The sequence below is a fragment of the Actinorectispora metalli genome (assembly GCF_056323685.1).
The window spans coordinates 1,061,438-1,078,228 of the sequence record NZ_JBREYE010000001.1 but is presented as its reverse complement, the minus strand read 5'-3'; the positions used below and the strand labels follow the sequence as shown (position 1 = coordinate 1,078,228).

21 protein-coding genes are annotated in these 16,791 nt (G+C 68.1%); 6 read left to right on the top strand and 15 right to left on the bottom strand.

Annotation, left to right across the window (positions count from 1 at the left end):
* Positions 1-73 precede the first annotated feature (73 nt).
* On the top strand, positions 74-2,491 hold the full coding sequence (locus tag ACU6XJ_RS04980) for a GH92 family glycosyl hydrolase (RefSeq protein ID WP_476307179.1): 2,418 nt from the start codon (positions 74-76) through the stop codon (positions 2,489-2,491).
* Here ACU6XJ_RS04980 and ACU6XJ_RS04975 read toward each other — a convergent pair whose 3' ends face one another.
* From ACU6XJ_RS04975 to ACU6XJ_RS04960, 4 genes are all read right to left on the bottom strand, one after another.
* Positions 2,492-2,932, bottom strand: coding sequence for an SRPBCC family protein (locus ACU6XJ_RS04975; protein WP_476307177.1), 441 nt, complete (start codon positions 2,930-2,932; stop codon positions 2,492-2,494).
* 141 nt (positions 2,933-3,073) lie between these two features.
* On the bottom strand, positions 3,074-3,511 hold the full coding sequence (locus tag ACU6XJ_RS04970; RefSeq protein WP_476307176.1) for a DUF6319 family protein: 438 nt from the start codon (positions 3,509-3,511) through the stop codon (positions 3,074-3,076).
* A gap of 42 nt (positions 3,512-3,553) precedes the next feature.
* On the bottom strand, positions 3,554-3,811 hold the full coding sequence (locus ACU6XJ_RS04965; protein ID WP_476307175.1) for a hypothetical protein: 258 nt from the start codon (positions 3,809-3,811) through the stop codon (positions 3,554-3,556).
* Positions 3,789-4,004 (bottom strand): hypothetical protein, encoded by a 216-nt coding sequence (locus ACU6XJ_RS04960; protein WP_476307174.1) that lies wholly within the window; start codon positions 4,002-4,004, stop codon positions 3,789-3,791. Before ACU6XJ_RS04960 ends, ACU6XJ_RS04965 begins: the two co-directional genes overlap by 23 nt.
* Before the next feature lie 158 nt (positions 4,005-4,162).
* Here ACU6XJ_RS04960 and ACU6XJ_RS04955 point away from each other — a divergent pair, with 158 nt between their 5' ends.
* The 3 genes from ACU6XJ_RS04955 (at position 4,163) to ACU6XJ_RS04945 (ending at position 6,192) form a co-directional block, all read left to right on the top strand.
* Positions 4,163-5,227 carry a helix-turn-helix domain-containing protein gene (locus ACU6XJ_RS04955; protein WP_476307173.1) on the top strand — a complete coding sequence of 355 codons (1,065 nt, stop codon included), beginning with the start codon at positions 4,163-4,165 and terminating at the stop codon, positions 5,225-5,227.
* A 30-nt stretch (positions 5,228-5,257) separates the two neighbouring features.
* The gene (locus tag ACU6XJ_RS04950; protein ID WP_476307172.1) at positions 5,258-5,824 is read left to right on the top strand and encodes a flavoprotein; all 567 of its coding nucleotides are present in this window, start codon (positions 5,258-5,260) and stop codon (positions 5,822-5,824) included.
* A 92-nt stretch (positions 5,825-5,916) separates the two neighbouring features.
* Positions 5,917-6,192: a WhiB family transcriptional regulator gene (locus ACU6XJ_RS04945; protein WP_476307171.1), complete on the top strand. Its 276-nt coding sequence runs from the start codon at positions 5,917-5,919 to the stop codon at positions 6,190-6,192.
* Positions 6,193-6,358: 166 nt separating this feature from the next.
* Here ACU6XJ_RS04945 and ACU6XJ_RS04940 read toward each other — a convergent pair whose 3' ends face one another.
* Complete coding sequence (locus ACU6XJ_RS04940) at positions 6,359-7,306, bottom strand: endonuclease/exonuclease/phosphatase family protein (RefSeq protein ID WP_476307170.1); 948 nt, start codon at positions 7,304-7,306, stop codon at positions 6,359-6,361.
* Between the two features lie 117 nt (positions 7,307-7,423).
* Entirely contained in the window at positions 7,424-7,744 is a 321-nt protein-coding gene (locus tag ACU6XJ_RS04935) for an NIPSNAP family protein (protein ID WP_476307169.1), read from the bottom strand.
* 55 nt (positions 7,745-7,799) lie between these two features.
* On the opposite strand from ACU6XJ_RS04935, the gene ACU6XJ_RS04930 reads away from it, so the two are divergent.
* Positions 7,800-8,837, top strand: a complete 1,038-nt coding sequence (locus ACU6XJ_RS04930) for a helix-turn-helix transcriptional regulator (protein ID WP_476307168.1) — start codon at positions 7,800-7,802, stop codon at positions 8,835-8,837.
* Here ACU6XJ_RS04930 and ACU6XJ_RS04925 read toward each other — a convergent pair.
* Positions 8,762-9,370: a TetR/AcrR family transcriptional regulator gene (locus ACU6XJ_RS04925; RefSeq protein WP_476307167.1), complete on the bottom strand. Its 609-nt coding sequence runs from the start codon at positions 9,368-9,370 to the stop codon at positions 8,762-8,764. The two genes, ACU6XJ_RS04930 and ACU6XJ_RS04925, sit on opposite strands and share 76 nt — an antisense overlap.
* Positions 9,371-9,466: 96 nt before the next feature.
* On the opposite strand from ACU6XJ_RS04925, the gene ACU6XJ_RS04920 reads away from it, so the two are divergent.
* Positions 9,467-10,225 carry an SDR family oxidoreductase gene (locus ACU6XJ_RS04920; protein WP_476307166.1) on the top strand — a complete coding sequence of 253 codons (759 nt, stop codon included), beginning with the start codon at positions 9,467-9,469 and terminating at the stop codon, positions 10,223-10,225.
* Positions 10,226-10,273: 48 nt separating this feature from the next.
* Here the strand turns inward: ACU6XJ_RS04920 and ACU6XJ_RS04915 are convergent, their stop codons facing one another.
* The 8 genes from ACU6XJ_RS04915 to ACU6XJ_RS04880 form a co-directional block, all read right to left on the bottom strand.
* Positions 10,274-11,368 carry an acyl-CoA dehydrogenase family protein gene (locus tag ACU6XJ_RS04915; RefSeq protein ID WP_476307164.1) on the bottom strand — a complete coding sequence of 365 codons (1,095 nt, stop codon included), beginning with the start codon at positions 11,366-11,368 and terminating at the stop codon, positions 10,274-10,276.
* Positions 11,365-12,543 carry an acyl-CoA dehydrogenase family protein gene (locus tag ACU6XJ_RS04910; protein ID WP_476307162.1) on the bottom strand — a complete coding sequence of 393 codons (1,179 nt, stop codon included), beginning with the start codon at positions 12,541-12,543 and terminating at the stop codon, positions 11,365-11,367. Before ACU6XJ_RS04910 ends, ACU6XJ_RS04915 begins: the two co-directional genes overlap by 4 nt.
* Positions 12,544-12,574: 31 nt before the next feature.
* Positions 12,575-13,792, bottom strand: coding sequence for an acyl-CoA dehydrogenase family protein (locus tag ACU6XJ_RS04905; protein ID WP_476307161.1), 1,218 nt, complete (start codon positions 13,790-13,792; stop codon positions 12,575-12,577).
* A 12-nt stretch (positions 13,793-13,804) separates the two neighbouring features.
* Entirely contained in the window at positions 13,805-14,263 is a 459-nt protein-coding gene (locus ACU6XJ_RS04900; RefSeq protein WP_476307160.1) for a MaoC family dehydratase, read from the bottom strand.
* A 1-nt stretch (position 14,264) separates the two neighbouring features.
* On the bottom strand, positions 14,265-15,017 hold the full coding sequence (gene fabG, locus ACU6XJ_RS04895; RefSeq protein ID WP_476307159.1) for a 3-oxoacyl-ACP reductase FabG: 753 nt from the start codon (positions 15,015-15,017) through the stop codon (positions 14,265-14,267).
* Between the two features lie 113 nt (positions 15,018-15,130).
* Positions 15,131-15,745, bottom strand: a complete 615-nt coding sequence (locus tag ACU6XJ_RS04890; RefSeq protein WP_476307158.1) for a DUF4360 domain-containing protein — start codon at positions 15,743-15,745, stop codon at positions 15,131-15,133.
* Between the two features lie 85 nt (positions 15,746-15,830).
* Positions 15,831-16,286: a hypothetical protein gene (locus ACU6XJ_RS04885; protein ID WP_476307157.1), complete on the bottom strand. Its 456-nt coding sequence runs from the start codon at positions 16,284-16,286 to the stop codon at positions 15,831-15,833.
* Between the two features lie 94 nt (positions 16,287-16,380).
* Positions 16,381-16,680 (bottom strand): hypothetical protein, encoded by a 300-nt coding sequence (locus ACU6XJ_RS04880; RefSeq protein WP_476307156.1) that lies wholly within the window; start codon positions 16,678-16,680, stop codon positions 16,381-16,383.
* Between the last annotated feature and the right edge of the window lie 111 nt (positions 16,681-16,791).

Sequence of the window (16,791 nt, the reverse complement as noted above, 5' to 3'; positions counted from 1 at the left end):
CGGATGGCCGTATCGCGAGATCTCTTCGTTGCCTAGGTTGTGAGCCAGACAACGTTGTCATGAAGGGGATCTCATGGCGAAGACAGTCCGGATGCTGCTGGCTACGGCGCTGATGCTGGGCGGCCTGAGCGCGGTGGCGCCCGCCGTCACCGCGGCCCCGGCCGACCCGGTGGGGCTGGTGAACACGTTCATCGGCACCAAGGACGACGGCAACACCTTCCCCGGCGCCTCGGCTCCGTTCGGGATGACGCAGGTCAGCCCCATCGGCACGCACTACGCGGGCTGGCGCTACGACGATGCCAAGATCCGCGGCTTCGGCCACTCCTTCATCTCCGGCGCGGGCTGCTGGGAACAGGGCGGCCAGATCTCGGTGCTGCCCACGACCGGCACCGTCGCGCCGGGCGGCGACTTCGACACCAAGGACCCGACCAGGTTCGACCACACCAACTACGGCGCCCGCTACACCCACCAGGGCGAGGTCGGCGAGGCCGGGTACTACCGGGTCCGGCTCACCGACTACGGCGGCATCGACGCCGAGACCACCGCCACCACCAGGGCAGGCGGCGAGCGCTACACCTTCTCCGCGGGCGAGCGCGGCAACGTCTTCGTCAACGTCGGCCAGGCCAACGGCGTCGGCCGCGAGACCCACCGCGTGATGTCCAGCTCCGTCAACGTGATCGACGACCACACGGTGGAGGGCGCGGTCGAGACGCTGAGCTTCTGCGGCGGCAAGCGCTACACCACCTGGTTTACCATGACCTTCGACCGCCCCTTCGCCTCCTTCGGCACCTGGAGCCCCACCGGCGGCCAGCCCGACACCCGCACCAGCAGCGGCGGCCAAGGCCTGCGCGGAGCCTGGCTCACCTTCGACCTGAAGGACTCCAAGTCGGTCTCCGCGGTCACCTCGATTTCGCACGTCGACGCGATCGGCGCGCGGCTCAACCACGCCTCCGAAGCCCGCCAGGGCAACCGCCTCCGCGACTTCGACGAACTCAAGGCCACGAGCCAGAATGCGTGGCGCGCGGAGCTCGGCTCGGTGCGAGTTGGCGGCGCGAGCCTCGATGACCAGCGCGTCTTCTACACCGCGCTGTACCACGTGCTGCTGCAGCCGCTGGTTGGCGAGGACGTCGACGACCGCTACCGCGGCTTCGACAACAAGATCCACAAATCGGCGGGGTGGACGTACTACGAGTTCTTCTCGCTCTGGGACACCTACCGCACGCAGAACCAGCTACTGGCCATGCTCCGCCCGCAACGCGCCCGCGATATCGCGCTGTCGGTGCTGAAGATCCAGGAGGAGGGCGGCTGGCTGCCGAGGTGGGCCTACGCCAACTTCGAGACCAACGTGATGACCGGCGACCCGGTCACCCCGTTCCTGGTCGATCTGTGGCGCTTCGGCGCGCTGAAGGGCCGCGAACAGCAGGCCTACGCCGCGCTGCACCAGAACGCCTCGGGCATCCCGCCCGCGGGCTCGCCGTACTCCGGTCGCGCGGGCAACGACACCTACCTGGCCAAGGGCTTCGTCCACTACGACAAGAAGTTCCCGACCAAGGGCATGGACGTCGACCCGCACCACGGCGGCTCGGCCACCATGGAGTACGCGCTGGCCGACTGCTCACTGTCGATCATGGCCGAGGCGCTGGGGAAGACCGAGGACGCCGCTGTGTTCCGCGAGCGCGGCCGCTCCTGGCGCAACGTCTGGGACGACTCGGTGGTCGACTCCGAACGCGGCTACCAGGGCTTCCCGCGGCCGAAGGTGCGCGACGGCTCGTGGTTCACGCCGCCGGACAAGCCCTACAGCCCGACCTCGGAGCACGGTTTCCACGAGGGCACCGCGTGGCAGTACCAGTGGCTGGCCCAGCAGGACGTGCCGACGCTGGTGCAGAAACTGGGTGGCCAGGAGAACGCGGCCAAGCGCCTGGACACCTTCTTCGCCTACGACAAGCTGCTCGCCGACCATGTGGCGGCGCCGCGCAAGGAGTGGGTGGTCGGCCCCACCAACTACTACAACCAGTACCGCTACAACCCCAACAACGAGCCCGACCTGCACAGCCCGTGGATGTACACGCTGATCGGCCAGCCGTGGAAGACCGCGACGGTCATGCGCGCCGCGCAGTCGCTGTTCACCAACGAGCCCAACGGCGTCACCGGCAACGACGACCTCGGCACCATGTCGGCCTGGTACGTGTTCAGTGCGATCGGCCTCTACCCGGCCGTGAACGGCACCGGCGAGCTGGTGCTGCACGCCCCGCGCTTCGAGTCGGTGGAACTCGACATCCAGGGCGGCCCGAGCGTGACCATCAAGGCCCCCGCCGCCGACGGCCGCAAGCTTCAGTACGTCCAGCAGGCGGAGTTGGGCACGGCGGCACAGAACCAGGTCTTCATCCCCTGGACCAAGCTGAGAGGCAAAACCCTGACCTTCACCCTCGCCGACAAGCCATCGCAGTGGGGCACCGCTCCCGAAGCCGCCCCCAAATCGCCCTGCACTTGATCACGTGGGCCGGTGGGCCGCCAGGTCGGTGAGGCGGCGCAGGGATTCGTGGTTGCGCGGTTTCAGGGCCAGGGACTGGACCACGGACGGGATGAGGTTGCCGATCCCGTCGGTGAGCTCCTCGGCCATGGTCACCCTGGTCTGGGTGGGCGTGGTCGGGGAGAGGGTGAACCTGATCTTGGCGGCGCCCACGGGCCAGAGGCGGGCGTGAAGTTCGAGCATCTCGCCTTGGCGAATGTCGAGGACCTCGGTGTGGTCCTGGATCTGGAGGGGCCATGGCCCGATGCTGTGGTGGATGCGCGCGCCCGCGGCGGGCCAGTGGTCGTCGACGCGGCGGATGTGGGCGGCGCCGACCACCCAGCTGGCGTAGGACCACCCGTCGGAGAGCACGGAGAAGACCTTGTCCGCGCTCGCGGGAATCGTCTGGCTGATCTCGATCACGCCTCACCTCCGGCTCGGGCCTGCTGTGGGGAGATGCCCCACGGCGGGCAGCCCCAATCATCGGGCCGTTCCGGCGGTTGCGCGCGGTAGGAGAAATGCGACGGGCCCGCCTGACAGCAGGCGGGCCCGAACGCGGGGTGGTTATTCGGCGAGTTCCGCCAGAGCCTTCTTGGCCAGCTCGAGCTCGGCCTCGAGTTCGGCGACCCGGGCCAGGTGCTTCTCCTTGGCAGCGGTGATGACGCTGTCGATGTGCTGGGAGATTTCGGTGTTGAGCTCCCGGGCGGCGCGTGCGACGGCGGCGGCCGGGATCGGCATGCCCTGCACGACACGGTCGCCCGCGTGGGTGAGCTCGGCCTGCCAGTCACCGTCCATGGTGCCGGTGATGGTCAGGTTCAGCTCGACGGTGCGGGTTTTGCGGGCGGTGCTGGCCTTCTTCGGACGCCCACGCTTGGGCTTGTCCTCGGAAATCTCGGGGGTTTCCGGCGCTTCCACCGGGGTCTGCTCCGCCACGTCCTGGTTGCTGACTTCGTCCGAGCTCAATGTCGGTCCCTTCAATGCCGGGTGTTGGCGCGCGCACATCCTAGAACGCCTGTTCGAGCGGAGGGAATCGGGGTGACCCGATCAGTTGATGTGCTGGTCTCGGCGGAGTCGGTGCTTTCCGGTTTGCGAAGGGATGTCGTCCTCGGCGGAATCGAGTCGAGCGAATCCGGTGCGGAAGAGTCGCCGCATCTCGTCCTGCTCGCAGCGGATTTCGTGCAGGATCGCGCGGCACTGTTCGAGGTAGGAGCGGGCGATGACGACGGTGTAGAGGGGAGGAAGCGCGAGCCAGAGGAAGAAGAGGAGAAGGCCGACGTAGTCATTGGCGAGTTGAGTCCACATCGCTGATCACCTCGCCCTCAACCCACCCAGCGGCCAATTGTCGGCGGCTCCGGTTCTGGATAGCTCGGCCTGCCAGCATCAGCCGCTCGCCAAGATCGCGCTGGCGCTGGGATGGCAGCTCGACCTCATCGAGCACTCCGCAGGCGAACAGGACGATTTCCTTGTTGAGACTGGCCAACTCGGCCAGCAGCACACGCTCTTCTGGCAGCACAGCATCAGCAAAACCTACTTTTCCCGCCCAAAACACCCCGCAGACTGATGATCTTGTGTACGGATCTTCCCGGTCAAAAAGGGAGCTTCTGTTATACGAGTCGTGACGATTACGCTTCCACCAGTGAGTGAGGGGGCGTGATGTCGACGAAGGTCCGAAGCCTGCGCCAGGAGCAACGCCTACTGTCCGCCGAACTCCGTGCTCAGGGCCGCACCTGGGTACAGGTGGGCGAGGCGTTCCGCCAGCGGTACAAGATCAATATGAGGGTGGCGCTGCGTCTGGCTCGCGGATGGAGCCAGCGTGATGCCGCTGATGCCTGGAATCAGAGTTGGCCTGCGGATCAGAAGACCTCCAAGAACTTCTCCTACTGGGAGCAATGGCCCGCGCCGACCGGTCATGCGCCATCCCTGGAAACACTCGCGCGGCTCGCGCGGCTCTACGAATGCAGCGTGGCCGAGCTGGTCGCGGACTGCCCCGACTTCGGCTCATTCGATGATGTGCGCCGAAACAGCGGCCACCACGCAATGCTTTCGGCCTTCGATGCTGAGGAAGATTCGCACCCGGTCGCACCGACTTCTGTTTCGGTAGCGGGGCTTCCGGACTTCGCCAGGCAAGTGGATGAGCTCTCGGTTCCGAGGCTCGCTCATGTGTTGTCACAGCAGCTGCCGAAACTCGATGCGGGATTACCCAGGCGTGCCCTGCTGCTGAAGTTGAGCGCCGCATTGACGTTGGCCGCCGCGTCGCCCGCCGCAGCGGACCCGCAGGAGGACGATTCGATGCCGGTGCCCGATGTGAGCAAGGGGCCGCTCGAAGGCATCTGGCACAGCCAGTATGTCTATCCGAGCAGCAGTCGTGGGCAGGATCTGGTTGGGCAGCACCATGTGGTGTTCCGCCAGGACGGCAATGTGCTCTCTGGGGAGAGCGTGCCGAATTCGGTGGGCTCCAGGCTGGTCTTCAACCTCAGCGTGGATGGCAATTTCGCGACCGGCACTTGGCGCGAGCACACCTCGCCCACCGGCTACTACCGAGGCCTGGTCTACCACGGCGCGGTCCAGTTCATCATCGATCCGATGGGCAGGTCTATGCGCGGCGCTTGGGTGGGCTTCGGCAAGGATTCGACCGTCAATTCGGGAGAATGGACCCTGACCTGGGTCGAAGGTTCAACCAGCAAGCGCTCTGTCCGCGAGTACCACCGCAAGGTCTGACTCGGGCTGCTACCGGGGCAGAATTTCCGTGTGAGTACTCGCGGAGTGCTGTACCTCGTCGTTTGCGGGGCAGGCCCAGCCGTCGATGCGGCCAAACTGGTCCGGCTCGGGCGGGAGCGGGGCTGGGATGTTTGTGTCATCGCGACCCCCGCCGCAGTGGAGCACTTCCTCGACCCAGCCGCCTTGGCCGAAGAGAGCGGCCACCAAGTCCGGGTCCACTACCGGCGCCCCGGGGACGAGTCCTTCCCCCGCGCGGACGCCGTGATCGTCGCCCCGGCCACCTACAACACGATCAACAAGTGGGCCGCAGGCATCAGCGACACCTACGCCCTGAACATGCTTGCCGAGCTCACCGGTCTCCGGGTGCCGATCGTCGTCCTGCCGTTCGTCAACAGCGCGTTGGCGGCCAACCGGGTGTTCAACCGCAGCCTCCGTGAACTCCGGCTTTCCGGTGTAACCGTGCTTTTCGGGCCTGGCGCCGTTCTCGCGCACGCGCCACGAACGGGGGTGTCCGCTATTCCAACCTTCCCCTGGCGCCTCGCTTTAAATGCGCTGGACAGCCCGGGTGCTGGAGAGCGCCCGTCAGCCACTAGTTGAATTCTCGGGTTGCGGATGTTTGGGGTCCGTGCTTCCGGGTCACTTCCTCTTCGTGTGCACCGCGCCCGCGGTCTGGAGACGGGAGGAACGTCATGGCCGAGCTCAGCCGGCTACCCACGCCGGTCACGGAGAACTGGGACTGGCAGGCCGAGGGCGCCTGCCGTGGCCTGGACAGCCGTCTGTTCTTCCACCCGGAAAACGAACGCGGTCCCAAGCGGCAAGCTCGCGAAGCCCGCGCTAAAGCCGTCTGCGCCCGCTGCCCCGTCCAGGTCCAGTGCCGCGAGCACGCGATCGCCGTGCACGAGACCTACGGCATCTGGGGCGGACTCGGTGAAGCCGAGTTGCGCACCATGTTCAGCACCGCATGACTCCGATCACATCAGGTTTGGCCCGTTGACCAACTGGTGATCTAGACATCGAGCGCCCCGTGGGCGCTCGCCTAGGCCCAGTCGGTCCGGAGGCTGCCAGCCGGACATGACTTCCTCCCGCGGGGGCGATCGCGAGCCCTGTGCCGGTCGCCCCCGCGAGGCAGCTTCAGACCCGCAGGTCCGTCACCACCGCGGCGTGATCCGAATAGAACACGCCCGGTCCATGTTGGCGCAGCCGCTGGTCAACCACCCGTGAACAGGTCACCCGCACCGAGCCTCGGGCGAACGTGAAGTCGATCCTGGACGGCGTGATCATCTTCCCGGTGGGCTGCGGGCTCCACGTCCTCCCCGGGTTGGCACACGCATCGGGGTGCGCCGCGCGGTAGGTGTCCACGAAGCCCTGCTCCGTCAACAACTCCGTCGTGCGCAGGTCGTACGACATCCCGTCATGGCACGACGCCCACCGGGCCTCCCAGTCCGCAGCGGGGTTCGTGTTGAAATCGCCCCCGATGAGCACCGGTGCCGTGCTCCCGCCGAGCATCGCGGGCAACTGAGTGGCCACGATGTCGGACAACTGCCGCGTCTGCGCCCGCTCGGCCTCCGCGACCGCCGCCGCGGAGTGCCGCGGCGGCTTGCCCGCCCGCACATCCGCCGCGTTCTCGTCGATCAGGTACCCGACCCACGGGTCCGTGTAAGTCAGCCAGATGTCGAAGACGTTCAACTCCTTGCCGCCGGGCAGCCTCACCCGGACGCCGCCGAAGTTGAAGTCACTCACCGTGGTCCCGCTGGGCTTCGGGAACACCTTCGTGACGGCATACCGGGTGAAGACCCACAGATTGTCCGAGCCCGCCGCGCGGTCGGTGATCTTCGTGCCGGAGTAGAAGCCCTTGCCGACGCGCTTGCTCAACGCCTCGCGGATGGCGTCGCCCGCGCCGTAGGTCTCCACCGCGAAGAACACATCCGGCCGGATGGCAACCACCTGGTCCAGCAGCTTGGGCAGGTTCCCCTCGCCCGCGCCGTGGCCGCCCTTCCAGATGTTCCAGGTCAGCACCCGCACCGGCTGATCGGTGCCCGCGGCCGCGCCACCGGCACCGATCAGACTGGTACACAACAACAAAACTGCCAGAAATGCCGCTTTCGGCCGCATGTTTTCCCCACAAAGATCGATTCCTGTCGAGATCCTGCGGAAACTATGCGTGAGAGGTGGCCATCAGGTGGCTGGGCACTGAATTTACTGAATCCCCGACCCTGGCGTGGGCTGGATCGCGATCACGTTGCTGGAGTCCTTCATCAACGCGTTCGCGACCGGGCCCAGCTTGTCGCGCCACAGGTCGCTGCCGTAGAACTCCGCCCAGCCGCGCTCGCGGGCCTCCTGACTCTCGAAGCGCCGCAGCCAGACGAACGTGTTCTCGTCGTCCAGCGAGGTGAACTGGCCGATCACGTCCAGCCCGAACTCCCGCTGCGCGGGCAGCAGCACCTCGTCGTAAAGCTTTACGAATTCCGCCCGCTTGCCCTCGTGAATGGTGTAGATGCGCAGTTCGATCACAGACATGCGGCGCAGCGTAAGAGCGTTTCCCTGACATCTTCTGTCAGTGTTTACTGACGACATGCGTGCTTCCCGGCTGGTCTCCCTGCTGCTCCTGCTCCAGGCGCGCGGCCGCATGTCCGCACAGGAACTCGCCGACGAGTTGGAGGTGTCGGTCCGGACCGTCTACCGGGACGCGGACTCCCTCATCGCCGCGGGCGTCCCGATCTACGGCGAATCCGGCCGGACCGGCGGCTACCGGCTCGTCGACGGCTACCGCACCCGGCTGACCGGCCTCACCGGCGAGGAAGCCGACTCCCTCTTCCTGACCGGCCTACCGGGGCCGGCCGCCGAGCTGGGCCTCAGCCAGGTGGTGGCCGCCGCCCAACTCAAACTCCGCGCCGCGCTGCCCGCCGAACTCCGCGACCGGGCCGAACGCATCGCCGCGCGCTTCCACCTCGACGCACCGGGCTGGTACGCCGACAAAGTCGAGACACCGCTGCTCACCGAGACCGCCGACGCCGTGTGGCGGGAACGCGTCATCCGCATCCGCTATCGCCGCTGGAAGGCGCCGCAGGAGGTGACCCGCACGCTGCGGCCCTACGGCCTCGTCCTCAAGGCGGGACGCTGGTACCTCGTCGCCCGGTCCGATCGCGGCGTCGGCACCTACCGCGTCTCCCAGATTTCGCACCTGGAACCAACCGGCGAAACCTTCCAACGACCACCGGACTTCGACCTGGCAGGCCACTGGCAGTCCGCCGTGGACGAATGGGACGCCGCGCGATACACCGGCCAGGCACGCATCAGGCTCTCGCGCTTCGGAATGCGACGGCTGCCCGACAACGTCGCCGCCGTCGTGGCGCAGGAAGCGGCCCGCACAGCGGGTGAGCCGGACGCCGACGGCTGGGTGGAGGCGATCATCCCCACCGAGTCGATCGATCACGCGCTGGGGGAGCTGCTCAGGCTCGGCACCGATGTCGAAGTGCTCGACCCGCCCGAGTTGCGGCAGCGGTTCGCGGAGACGACCGCGGCGCTGGCCGAGCGCTACCGCACGCCGAGCATGCGCAGCACCAGCGCGGCGTACTTCTCGCCAAGCTCCTCCGGGGAGGTGCGTGCTTGATCGGTGTACCAGCGGGCCACGTCGATTCCCAGCGACAGCACCGCGCGGGCGGTGGTCTTGATGTCGCCGACCTCGAACTTCCCGGCGCGCACGCCCTCGGTGATCACCGAGCGGATGCGGTCCTCGATCTTGCGGCGCAGCCCGGCGATCACCGCGTAGTCCGCTTCCTCCAAGGCCTCCAACTCGTACTGCACGATGCGGGCGATGGTGTGCCGCCGCGCGTGCCAGGACACGAAGTCCGCCACCACGAACCGCACCCGATCGACCACGTCGTCGGAGCGTTCCAGCGCGGCGTCCACCATGGCCAGGGCTTGGGCGTGACCGCTGCGGCTGATCGCGAACAGCAGCGCCGCCTTCGACGGGAAGTGCACGTACAGCGCCGCCGGGCTCATGCCCGCGCCGAGCGCGATGTGCCTGGTGGTGGTCGCGTGGTAGCCCCGCTCGGCGAAGGACTTCACACCGGCGAGAAGCAGTCGCCGCGCGGCATCGGACTGCACGTCCGGCCACAACTCGGTGGACAACGTCTCGCTCATGGGTGCAGATCCTCCCTGATCCGAGGGCGGGTTGACACGACGTCCGCGGTGTCATCATGCTAAGCGAGCGCTTAGTCAACGCCAAACAAGGGAGGCATGCAGGTGGCCGAGTTCGCGGGTCGCGTCGCCATCATCACCGGAGCGAGCCGGGGTATCGGCTTCGGCATCGCCGAATCGCTGGTCCAGCGCGGCGCGAAGGTGTGCATCACCGCGCGCAAGCCGGAACCGCTGGCCGAGGCCGTGGCGGCGCTCGGCGGGCCCGAGCACGCTATCGGCGTTCCCGGCAAGGCCGACGACCCCGAGCACCAGGTCGACGCCGTCGCCAAGACGATCGAAGCCTTCGGCGGCGCCCACCTGCTGGTCAACAACACCGGCATCAACCCCGTCTACGGCCCGATGCTGGATATCGAACCCTCGGCGGCGGCCAAGATCCTCGGCGTGAACGCACTCGCCCCGCTGGGCTGGACCCGCGCCGTCCGCGACGCCTGGATGGGCGAGCACGGCGGCGCGGTGGTCAACGTCGCCTCGATCGCGGGCCTCGGCGCCACCCCCGGCATCGGCATGTACGGCGTCAGCAAGGCCGCGTTGATCCGCCTCACCATCGAACTCGGCGCCGAACTCGCCCCGAAGATCCGCGTGAACGCCGTCGCCCCCGCCGTGGTCAAGACCAAGTTCGCCACCGCCCTGTTCGAGGGCAAGGAGGACGAGGTCGCCGCCACCTACCCGATGGGACGCCTCGGCGTGCCCGCCGACATCGCGGGCGCCGTCGCGTTCCTGCTCTCCGACGACGCGGCCTGGATCACCGGCCAAACGCTCATCGTCGACGGCGGCGTCACCCTCCAAAGCGGTCTCTGACCACCCGGTTCAGCGCCCTGCTTAGGGCGCTGAACCGGGGGTTGTCTCCTACGCGGGCGGTAGGTCGATCAGGCCTGCGAGGGCGGCGCGGTGGCGACCGGGGGTGCCGAGGGCGAGTTGGCTGCTCTTGGCGCGCTTGAGGTACAGGTGCGCCGGGTGCTCCCATGTCATGCCGATGCCGCCGTGCAGCTGAACGCATTCCTCCGCCGCGAGCACCGCGACGTCGGAGCACACCGACTGGGCCAGCGCGACCGCCACCTCGGCGTCCGGGTCGCCGGTGGCCAGCGTGTCGGCGGCGTAGCGGGCGACCGCGCGGGCCTGCACGAGTTGCAGCCACAGGTCCGCCAGCCGGTGCTTCAGCGCCTGGAACGAGCCGACCGGGCGGCCGAACTGGTAGCGCTCCTTCAGGTACGCGACCGTCGTCTCCAGGCACCACTCGGCCACCCCGAGCTGCTCGGAGGCCAGCAGGCCCGCCGCGGTCCGCAAGCCTCGGCGCACCGCCGCGTCCGCCTCGGCACCCCCGGCCAGCAGCGTCCCCGCGCCGTCGAAGCGCACCGTCGCCAACCGCCGGGTGAGGTCGAGCGAGGTGCTCGGCGTGACCGTGGCGCCCGCGGCCTCCACCGCGTATAGACCGTCGGGGGTCGGAACCAGGAAGACGTCGGCGGCCTCGGCGTCGACCACGCTGGTGACCTCGGCCCGCACGGTGCCCGCTGCCACCGAAGGACCGGTGTGGGACCCCAGCTGGTGCTCGGACAGCGACAGTGGCAACGCCAGCGTCGCGGTGGTCTCACCGGAAGCCAGGCGGCGCAGCAGGTCGGTCGCGGCCTCGCCTTCGATGCCGACCAGCGTGGCGGTGGCCAGCACCGTGCTGCCCAGGAACGGCACCGGTGCCACTGAGCGGCCCAGCTCCTCCAACACGACCGCGACCTCACGGACCGAGGCGCCGTGCCCGCCCAACTCCTCCGGGATCGCCAACCCGGCGACGCCCAGATCGACCGCGAGCCGCCGCCACAGGTCCATGTCGTAGGGCTTGTCACCCTCAACCCGGCCCAGCACCGCAGCGGGCGTGCAGTGGTCGGTGAGCAGGTCGCGGACGCTGCCCCGCAGGTCCTCTTCCACCTCGGAGTACAGCAGGTCGGTCATCGCCGCAGTTCCTTCCAGGGCACGTCCTTGTCGACGCGGGGTTCGGCGGGCAGGCCGAGCACCCGCTCGGCGATGATGTTGCGCAGGATCTCCGAGGTGCCGCCCTCGATGGAGTTGCCCTTGGCCCGCAGGTAGCGGTAGCCCGCCTCGCGGCCGAGGAAGTCCACCACCTCGGGGCGCCGCATCGACCAGTCGTCGTAGTGCAGGCCCTGCTCGCCGAGCAACTCCAACTGGAGGCCGGTGAGCTGCTGGGCCAGCGTGGCGAAGCCCAGCTTCATGGCCGAGCCCTCCGGACCGGGCTGGCCCTGGGTGAGCTGCTGACGCAGCCGCAGCCCGGTCAGCCGGAACGCCTCGGAGGCCGCCCAGCCGCGCAGCAGCCGCTCGTGCAGATCGGGGGTGCGCAGCTCGGGGTGCTCGCGCCAGGTCTGCGCCAGCAGGCCGATGTGGCCTGCCTCGCGCGGGTTGGCGCCGCCGCCGATCGCGACGCGCTCGTTCATCAGGGTGGTCTGCGCGACCCGCCAGCCCTCGCCGACCGCGCCGAGGCGGTGCGCGTCGGGGATGCGCGCGTCGTTGAGGAACACCTCGTTGAACTCGGCCTCACCCGTCAGCTGGCGCAGCGGCCGAACTTCGACGCCGGGGTCGCTCATATCGCAGATGAAGTACGTGATGCCCTGGTGTTTGGGCAGGTCGGGATCGGTACGGGCGATGAGGATCGCGAACCGCGCGTTGTGCGCGCTGGAGGTCCACACCTTCTGCCCGTTGAGGATCCAGTCGTCGCCGTCGCGTTCGGCTTTGGTGGCCAGCGCGGCGAGGTCGGAGCCCGCGCCGGGCTCGCTGAACAGCTGGCACCACACCTCCTCGCCGGTCCACAGTGGACGCAGGAAGCGGCGCTGCTGCTCCAAGGTGCCGAAGTGCAGGATCGTCGGGGCGGCCATGCCAAGACCGATGGAGATGCGCCGCGGGTCGTTGTCCGGCGCGCCCACCTTCTCCAGTTCGGCGTCCACAACGGACTGCAACGCGCGGGGAGCGCCGAGTCCGCCGAGGCCCTCGGGGAAGTGCACCCAGGCCAGCCCGGCGTCGAACCGGGCTCGGAGGAACTCCGGCCGCGGGGTGGTCGTGGGGTCGTGATCGGTCAGCAGTTGCCGGACCCGGTCACGCAGGTCGTCTGCGTTCACGTCGTCTCCTGTGTTTTGCGGGCCACGCCGCTCACGTCGTCTCCGCGTATTTCTTGAGCTCGCGCCGAGCCAGCGACCGCTTGTGCACTTCGTCCGGACCGTCCGCCAGCCGCAGCGAGCGGGCCGAGGCCCACAGCGCGGCCAGCGGGAAGTCCTGGCTGACGCCACCGGCCCCGTGCAGCTGGATCGCCTTGTCGATGATCTGCTCCACCTCCCGCGGCGTCGCGATCTTGATCGCCTGGATCTCGGTGTGCGCACCCCGGTTGCCGACGGTGTCCATCAGCCACGCGGTCTTGAGCACCAGCAGCCGAAGCTGCTCGATGCGCACCCGCGACTCGGCGATCCAGTCCTGCACCACGCCCTGGCCCGCCAGCGGCTTGCCGAACGCCGTCCGGCCGACCGCACGCCTGCACATCAGCTCGACGGCCCGCTCGGCCATCCCGATCAGCCGCATGCAGTGGTGGATGCGGCCAGGACCAAGGCGAGCCTGGGCGATGGCGAAGCCCGCGCCCTCCTCGCCGACCAGGTTCGCCGCGGGCACCGTGACGTCGGTGAACACGATCTCGGCGTGGCCGCCGTGGTCGGCGTCGTCGTAGCCGAACACGGTCATACCGCGGCGGATCTCCACGCCCGGGGTGTCCCTGGGCACCAGGATCATGCTCTGCTGCCTGCGGATCTCGGCGTCGGGATCGGTCTTGCCCATCACGATGAAGATCTCGCAGCGTGGGTTCATCGCGCCGGAGATGAACCACTTCCGGCCGTTGACGACGTAGCTGTCGCCGCGGCGTTCGATGCGGGTGCCGATGTTGGTGGCATCCGAGGACGCCACCTCCGGCTCGGTCATCGCGAACGCCGACCGGATCTCGCCGTTCAGCAGCGGCGTGAGCCAGCGTTGCTTCTGCTCGGCGCTGCCGAACTCGGTGAGCAGCTCCATGTTGCCGGTGTCAGGTGCCGCGCAGTTGAGCGCGGGTGGCGCCAACCGTGGGCTGCGACCTGTGAGTTCGGCCAGCGGCGCGTACTGGAGATTGGTCAGCCCCGCGCCGTGCTCACCGGGCAGGAACAGATTCCACAGTCCGCGCTTGCGGGCCTCCGCCTTCAGGTCCTCGATGACCGGCGGCACCTGCCAGGTACCCGCGGAGGCCGCCAACTCCTCATCGTGCCGCGCCTCCGCGGGGTAGATGTGCTCGTCCAGGAAGGACTGCAACTCCCCGCGCAGCGCCTCGGTGCGCGCGTCGTAGGCGAAATCCACGGATCCTCCTCGCTAGACCGCAGGGATGAAGACCACGACGGTCTCCGCGACGCAGGCGGGCTTGTCCTGGCCCTCGATCTCCACCGTGTACTTCAGGACCGCCTGCTTGCCCTGCTGGAAGTCCACGATGTCGACCAGTTCGGCGACAGCCCGCAGCCGCGATCCCACCCGGACGGGGGAGGGGAAGCGGACCTTGTTCACGCCGTAGTTGATGCCCATCGCGAGCTTGCCGATGCGGTACAGCTCGGCGCCGAACCGCGGCACCAGCGACAGCGTGAGGTAGCCGTGCGCGATGGTGGTGCCGAACGGGCCCTTGGCCGCGCGTTCCGGGGCGACGTGGATCCACTGGTGGTCGCCGGTGGCCTCGGCGAAGGTGTCCACCTGCTCCTGGGTGACCGTCAGCCAGTCCGTCGGGCCGATCGGCTCGCCCTTGGCCGCCGTGAACTCCTCGAGGTCTGCGAAAGTCCGCATGTCAGTCCTTCGGTCCGCCCGCGACGTAGATGACCTGGCCGGAGACGAACCCGGCGCCATCACTGGCCAGGAACGAGGCCAGGTGTGCGATGTCGGCGGGCTCGCCGACCCTGCGCACCGGGATCTGCTCGGCGGCGGCGGCCTTGAAGTCCTCGAACGACATGCCGACGCGCTCCGCGGTGGCCGCGGTCATCTCGGTGGCGATGAAGCCCGGCGCGATGGCGTTCACCGTGACGTTGAACTTGCCCAGCTCGATGGCCAGCGTCTTGGTGAAGCCCTGCAAACCGGCCTTGGCGGCGGAGTAGTTGGCCTGGCCGCGGTTGCCCAGCGCCGAGGTGGAGGACAGGTTCACGATCCGCCCCCAGCCCTGCTTGGTCATGTGTGCCTGAACCGCCCGGCTCATCAGGAACGAGCCGCGCAGGTGCACGTTCATCACCGAGTCCCAGTCGTTCTCGGTCATCTTGAACAGCAGGTTGTCCCTGGTGATGCCTGCGTTGTTGATCAGCACCACGGGCGGGCCGAGTTCGGCGGCCACCCGGTCCACGGCCGCCTGCACGGCCTCGGCGTTCCCGACGTCAACGCCGACGGCCAGTGCCCGGCCGCCCTTGTCGGTGATGGCCTTGGCTCCGGGCTGACAGGCCGACTCGTCCAGGTCGAGCAACGCCACCGCGAAACCGTCCGCCGCCAGCCGCTCCGCCACGGCCGCCCCGATTCCGCGGGCAGCCCCCGTCACGATCGCAACACGAGAGGTCATACCCGCATCCTAAGCAAGCGCTTAGAAAGCACGCAATGCCCGGACACGCGCAGGCCCGGATGTGCGCTGTGGCGGGCGCACACCCGGGCCGTGAGCAGGGTCAGCGGATCAGATCAGCACTTCTTGGTGACGAAGCGGTACTTGGACTGCACGTTTTGACGCGGATCGTTCATGGCCATGAAACTGTGTTCATCGGGGCTCGACGTGCCCGCGGAAATGCGCAGTTCGGTATTGATGTTGAAAAGCCGGACCGTGCCGCAGGGCGCGTAAATGACATCACTCGGGTCTTTTCGGTCCACCGTCGCCCACCGGCCGCTGAACGGCCCGGGGAACTGACGGCTGAACCGGTCGGTGGAGGATTCGCCCTGGACGTAGTAATGCGCGAGCTGGGTGGCCACCGCGCCCGCAGCCACTCTGCCGAAGCCGGAATAGCTGGCCTCGACAAGCCCGTAGGTGTGGCCCTCTGGAACGTGCACGCGCAGGCTGAGCTGGCAGTTTCGCCGGTTGTCCGTCGGCTTGGTCCGAGGTCCGACGGCGACCCAGAAGTCGCCGTCTTGCAGGGAAAGGCCAAGCTCCGGAGCAGGCTCGTCCTGCCGGGGGCAGCCGCTGCCGTTCGCCGCCACGAGCTCGACTCTGGGCTCGGCGGGCTGGGCGTCCGGTGCGGCGACCGCGGGGGCTGACGAGGCAAGCGCCAGCGCAAGGGCCCCCGCGGTGAGCAATTTCAGCATGATCTTCTCCTTGGGGAGTGTGTTTTTCACCCAAGAGGCGGAAGGGACTCGAGCAATATACGTCGCCGCCAAGAAAACGGCACTCTCAATGTGAAAAGGACGACCTGCCTGGGACATTTGGAGTATCGACTGCACATTGTGAATTTCGTGAATACGCAAATAGAAAAGCGGCAGCCGGGAGGCTAACGCTTTCATTCACAAGAATGCGGTCTTGCCCGCGCCGCCCAGCCGGCACCGCTCGCAGGCCCGCACGCCCGCCTCGAAGCGGCTGCTCCCCCAGCCGCGCGGTCAGCTCCGCCATCATTCGCCGCACGGTGCGCGGCGAGACACCAAGCCGCTTGGCGACCACCTCGTCGGTGCGAGCCCTGGCGAGCAGGTGCAACAGCTCGCTACGGTCCAGCGGCGCCGCCGCGGCCCACACCTGGTCGAACAACGCCACCATCGCGGTCACGAATCCAGGCCCGTGCAATTGAACGGCACCCGCCCTGGTGTTTTCCGGATCAATAGAAACCAGCACGGTTTCACGGTCGAACAACACCATGCGCGGCGGGAGGCTCGGCGCGGTCTGGACCTCACCGCCGTGTTCCGCCAGCCAATATGCGTATTGCAGTGTCGGCAGGTCGTTGCGGATGCTGTCAAATACCCGTCAATACCGAGACGCCGCGACCCAGTAATGCGCGGCCCAGCGGCTCGCTCGCCGCCAGACTCGCCGCGGACTGGGCGCCGCCGGGCATTGGCGAAAGGCATTCGCGCCGCGCCCGCATGGCGAGTTCCTCCAGCCTGCATTGAATCGCGTCGATTTCCGACGGGCATTCCACCTGGTGCCGCTCGCTCGGCGGCTGGAGGGCGGCGTACTCGGCCGCAAGCTGGGTCGTGCGCAGCTGCGACTGGGTGAAGTCGTTGCGCCGCACCAGGTCCACATGCTGACGACGCAACAAACAACTCCATCGCCAGGTCCGGGCTGACCTCCCGCAACTCACCCGGCCGGTTGAGTGACCTCCGCAGCAAAGTCAGTTCGACCAGCCGATCAACGCGAACCTGCGCCG

Coding starts and splice junctions, on each gene's coding strand:
- ACU6XJ_RS04920 (WP_476307166.1), top strand. CDS start 9,467: ATGCAGGTGGCCGAGTTCGCGGGTCGCGTCGCCATCATCACCGGAGCG.
- ACU6XJ_RS04955 (WP_476307173.1), top strand. CDS start 4,163: ATGTCGACGAAGGTCCGAAGCCTGCGCCAGGAGCAACGCCTACTGTCC.
- ACU6XJ_RS04885 (WP_476307157.1), bottom strand. CDS start 16,286: ATGGTGTTGTTCGACCGTGAAACCGTGCTGGTTTCTATTGATCCGGAA.
- ACU6XJ_RS04970 (WP_476307176.1), bottom strand. CDS start 3,511: ATGTGCGCGCGCCAACACCCGGCATTGAAGGGACCGACATTGAGCTCG.
- ACU6XJ_RS04935 (WP_476307169.1), bottom strand. CDS start 7,744: ATGTCTGTGATCGAACTGCGCATCTACACCATTCACGAGGGCAAGCGG.
- ACU6XJ_RS04890 (WP_476307158.1), bottom strand. CDS start 15,745: ATGCTGAAATTGCTCACCGCGGGGGCCCTTGCGCTGGCGCTTGCCTCG.
- fabG (WP_476307159.1), bottom strand. CDS start 15,017: ATGACCTCTCGTGTTGCGATCGTGACGGGGGCTGCCCGCGGAATCGGG.
- ACU6XJ_RS04930 (WP_476307168.1), top strand. CDS start 7,800: ATGCGTGCTTCCCGGCTGGTCTCCCTGCTGCTCCTGCTCCAGGCGCGC.
- ACU6XJ_RS04900 (WP_476307160.1), bottom strand. CDS start 14,263: ATGCGGACTTTCGCAGACCTCGAGGAGTTCACGGCGGCCAAGGGCGAG.
- ACU6XJ_RS04980 (WP_476307179.1), top strand. CDS start 74: ATGGCGAAGACAGTCCGGATGCTGCTGGCTACGGCGCTGATGCTGGGC.
- ACU6XJ_RS04925 (WP_476307167.1), bottom strand. CDS start 9,370: ATGAGCGAGACGTTGTCCACCGAGTTGTGGCCGGACGTGCAGTCCGAT.
- ACU6XJ_RS04945 (WP_476307171.1), top strand. CDS start 5,917: ATGGCCGAGCTCAGCCGGCTACCCACGCCGGTCACGGAGAACTGGGAC.
- ACU6XJ_RS04965 (WP_476307175.1), bottom strand. CDS start 3,811: ATGTGGACTCAACTCGCCAATGACTACGTCGGCCTTCTCCTCTTCTTC.
- ACU6XJ_RS04915 (WP_476307164.1), bottom strand. CDS start 11,368: ATGACCGACCTGCTGTACTCCGAGGTGGAAGAGGACCTGCGGGGCAGC.